Raw genomic sequence first — 3,630 nt, forward strand, 5'->3', positions numbered from 1 at the left:
TGGCCTCGCGGCGACCGCGGCGGCTGCCGCGGTCGCCGCGAGGCCACGGATCACGACCGTATCGCCGACCAGCCAGGCACCGGAGGCGCACGCTATTGACGCGGCTGCGACCGACAAAGGGGGAAGTAGCCTGTGCAGAGGTGGGGATTGGCGGTGGCGTCCACGTGGCATGGCCCGAAACTTACCGTGCGGGCGGCCCCTATGGGGCCCCGCCCCGCCAAATTCCGCGCCCGATCCGCCTTCGTTCCGGCTTCGTTCCGCCATGGATCGGCCATCGATCCGCCGTGGAACCACCGCGCATCCGCCGCGACATCCTCCGTGTATGCGCCACACATCCGCCGTCGTTAGGCCGGCGAAGTGCGCGTCGGCCCCGGCAATACCCCATCTCGACCCGGCGCTTCACTAGTTCTTCACGAAACTAGTCCTTCACCAGTCCCTTCTCCTTCAGGTAGTCCTTGGCGACGTCGGACGCCTTGAGCCGCTCCGCGTCCACCTTCTTGTTGAGTTCGGTGAGATCGGCAGTGGTCAGCACCTTGTTGAGCTTGTTGAGCGCGTTCGCGATCTTCTCCGAGCCCGCGGACTTCGCATTCACGACGGGCAGGACGTTGTCGGCATTCTGCAGTTTCTTGTCGTCCGCCAGCAGGACGAGTCCGAACTGATCAAGGGTGGCGTCCGTGGACGTGGTCAGCAGCATCTCGTCCTTGCCGTCCTTGACCGCCTGCTTGGCCTGGACGCTGCCGATATCCAGCGGGTCGATGCCGGTGATGTCTATCCCGTACGTCTTCTCCAGGCCGGGCTGGCAGAAGGGGCGCTTGGGGCATTCGTCGCCCGCCGCCAACTTGATCTTCTGCTTGGACTTTCCGAGGTCGGAGAGCGTCTTGAGGCTGTGCTCCGAAGCGAAGTCCTTGCGCACCGCGAAGGCGTTCTGGTCGACGGCCTCGCCGGGCTCGAGCGCCTTCAGTCCGCGGGGCTCGGCGAGTTCGCGGAGCACCTTCACCGTGGCGTCGACGTCCGAGGAGGCGACGGGCTTGGCTTTCGGCCCGTTCTTCTTCAGATTCAGATATTCGGCCATCGTGGCCGCGTACTCCGGCACGACATCGATCTCGCCCTTCTCCAGAGACGGTGCGTACAGTTCACGCGAGTCAACCGTCTTGATCGACGTCTTATAACCGGCGTCCTCCAGCAGCCCCGTGTACAGCGCGGCCAGGATCTTCGACTCGGTGAAGTTGGCCGCCCCGACCACCACCGAGTCCTCGCTCTTCTTCTCCAGGCTGTCGCCGCCACACGCGGTGAGGCCGGCCGCCAGCGCTGTGACGGTCGCGGCCGCCCCGGCCACGCGGAAGATCTTGCTCATTGGGATTCCCCGTCCATAGATCACATGCAATGTCATGAGACGTCACGAATATTCAGCGCGCGCATTTCCATTCAGCACGCCCACACCGTTGTGGGCCACGCGCCTGTTCACGAGGGCCGGCCTGGCGCTGTTCACGAGGACCGGCCTGCCGCGCCGGTCAGCGCCGGCGCCTTCGGCGTCTGGTCCGCGGGCGGACGCTGCTCCGCGGCCGCGGGCCGTACGCGCCTGCGGCGCATCGGGTCCAGCAGCCACTGCAGAGCGACGAGCACGCCCTCGACCGTGAGCGCGAGCGCGGCGACCAGCACCGCCCCGGCCACCACCTGGGCGGTGTCGGTGACCCGGAAGCCCGCCGTGATGATCCGGCCGAGCCCGCCGCCGCCGGGCAGCGCCGCGAGCGTCGCCGTCGCCACCACCTGAACGGCGGCCGAGCGTACACCCGTCATGATCAGCGGGTACGCGAGGGGCAGCTCGACCCTGGCGACCAGCTGACCGCCGGTCATCCCCATGCCGCGCGCCGCCTCGACGACCTCGCGGTCCGCCTCGCGCATCCCCACATAGGCGTTGGTGAGCAGCGGCGGGATGGCGAACAGCACCAGCGCGACGATCGTGGGCCAGTCGCCGTGCGTCCCCAGCGGGCTGAGCAGCAGCAGGACCAGAACCGCGAAGGTGGGCACCGCACGGCCCGCGTTGGAGATGTTGACCGCGACGGCGCCGCCCTTGCCGATGTGTCCGAGCACGACGGCGACCGGCAGGGCGATCGCGCACGAGATCGCCAGACAGGCGACGGTGAGGTACAGATGCTGGCCGAGCCGGTGCCATACGCCGTCGGTGCCCGACCAGTGCGACCCGGTGGTCAGCCATGTCCAGGCCTCGCTGATGACCCCCATCAGGCCGCCCCCGCCTTCTGCCGTGCCCTGTCCCGCGCTTGCTCCCCGGCCTGGGCCTGCTCGTATGCCTGCCCCCGCGCGCTCTCGCGCACTTGCTCCTGCGCCTTCTTCTGCGCCTTCCGCGCCTTCTTCGTTCCTCCTCGCGCCCACGGTGTGAGCAGCCGCTGCACCAAGAGCAGCAGCACATCAGCCGCGACCGCCAGGGCCACGCACAGCACCGACGCGGTGAGCACCTGAGCCTTGAAGAAGCTGCGCATGCCCTCATAGATGAGATTGCCGAGGCCGCCGTAGCCGACGATCGCGCCGACCGTGGTGAGCGAGATGGTGGAGACCGTGGTGATCCGCAGCCCGGCCATCAGCGCGGGCAGCGCGAGCGGCAGTTCCACGCCGAACAGCAGGCGCAGCGGGCCGTAGCCCATGCCACGGGCCGCCTCGCGGGCCTCCTCGGGCACCGAGGCGAGCCCGGCCATGATGTTGCGCACCAGGATCGTCAGCGAATACAGCACCAGGCCGGTGATCACCACCGCGGCCGAGACCCCGAAGAAGGGCAGCAGCAGCGAGAACATCGCCAGCGAGGGCACCGTATAGAGGATCGTCGTCAGCCCCAGCACCGGGCCCGCCACGGACCGCCATCGGCGGGCCAGCAGCGCCAGCGGAAAAGCGACCACGAAACCGATGGCGACCGACGCCACCGTGATCCACACATGCTGGACCGTCGCGTCCGTCAGCTCCTGACTGCGCGTACGTACATATTCCCCGCAGATCCAGTCGTTGCTGATCAGGCAGTTCTGCCCGGCCACTCGGTCACCTCCCCGTCGTCTCCGGTGACCTGGCGACCCTAACCCCGGGCACCGACAATCTCGTCGGCTCGCCACACAACAGCAACAATTCAAACCCGGAATGCGGCCACAATGGGGAGTCATGATCCGCTTCGAGAACGTCACCAAGCGCTACGCCGACGGCACAACGGCCGTGGACGATCTGTCCTTCGAGGTCGCGGAGGGCGAGCTGGTCACGCTCGTCGGACCGTCGGGCTGCGGCAAGACCACCACCATGAAGATGGTCAACCGGCTCATCGAACCGACCTCGGGCCGGATCGTCCTGGACGGTGAGGACATCGCCGCGGTCGACCCGGTGAAGCTGCGCCGCCGCATCGGCTATGTCATCCAGCAGGTCGGCCTGTTCCCGCACAAGACCGTGCTGGAGAACACCGCCACCGTTCCGGCGCTGCTGGGCTGGCAGCGCAAGAAGGCCCGGGACCGCGCCGCCGAACTCCTCGACCTGGTGGGCCTCGACCCCTCCGTCTACGGCGACCGCTACCCCGACCAGCTCTCCGGCGGCCAGCGCCAGCGGGTCGGCGTGGCCCGGGCGCTGGCCGCCGACCCGCCG

At 68.3% G+C, this 3,630-nt stretch carries 4 protein-coding genes; 1 reads left to right on the forward strand and 3 read right to left on the reverse strand.

Going from position 1 to position 3,630, the window contains the following annotated elements:
• Nucleotides 1–418: 418 nt before the first annotated feature.
• The 3 genes from CCN51_RS49995 to CCN51_RS50005 form a co-directional block, all read right to left on the reverse strand.
• The gene (locus CCN51_RS49995) at nt 419–1,354 is read right to left on the reverse strand and encodes an ABC transporter substrate-binding protein (RefSeq protein ID WP_014178515.1); all 936 of its coding nucleotides are present in this window, start codon (nt 1,352–1,354) and stop codon (nt 419–421) included.
• 131 nt (nt 1,355–1,485) lie between these two features.
• Complete coding sequence (locus CCN51_RS50000; protein WP_014178514.1) at nt 1,486–2,241, reverse strand: ABC transporter permease; 756 nt, start codon at nt 2,239–2,241, stop codon at nt 1,486–1,488.
• The gene (locus CCN51_RS50005; protein WP_014178513.1) at nt 2,241–3,041 is read right to left on the reverse strand and encodes an ABC transporter permease; all 801 of its coding nucleotides are present in this window, start codon (nt 3,039–3,041) and stop codon (nt 2,241–2,243) included. Before CCN51_RS50005 ends, CCN51_RS50000 begins: the two co-directional genes overlap by 1 nt.
• Before the next feature lie 121 nt (nt 3,042–3,162).
• Here CCN51_RS50005 and CCN51_RS50010 point away from each other — a divergent pair.
• The coding region (locus CCN51_RS50010) for an ATP-binding cassette domain-containing protein (RefSeq protein WP_143676191.1) at nt 3,163–3,630 on the forward strand (468 nt) is incomplete at its 3' end.

This window comes from Streptomyces milbemycinicus, from assembly GCF_002154605.1.
Lineage (GTDB): Bacteria > Actinomycetota > Actinomycetes > Streptomycetales > Streptomycetaceae > Streptomyces > Streptomyces milbemycinicus.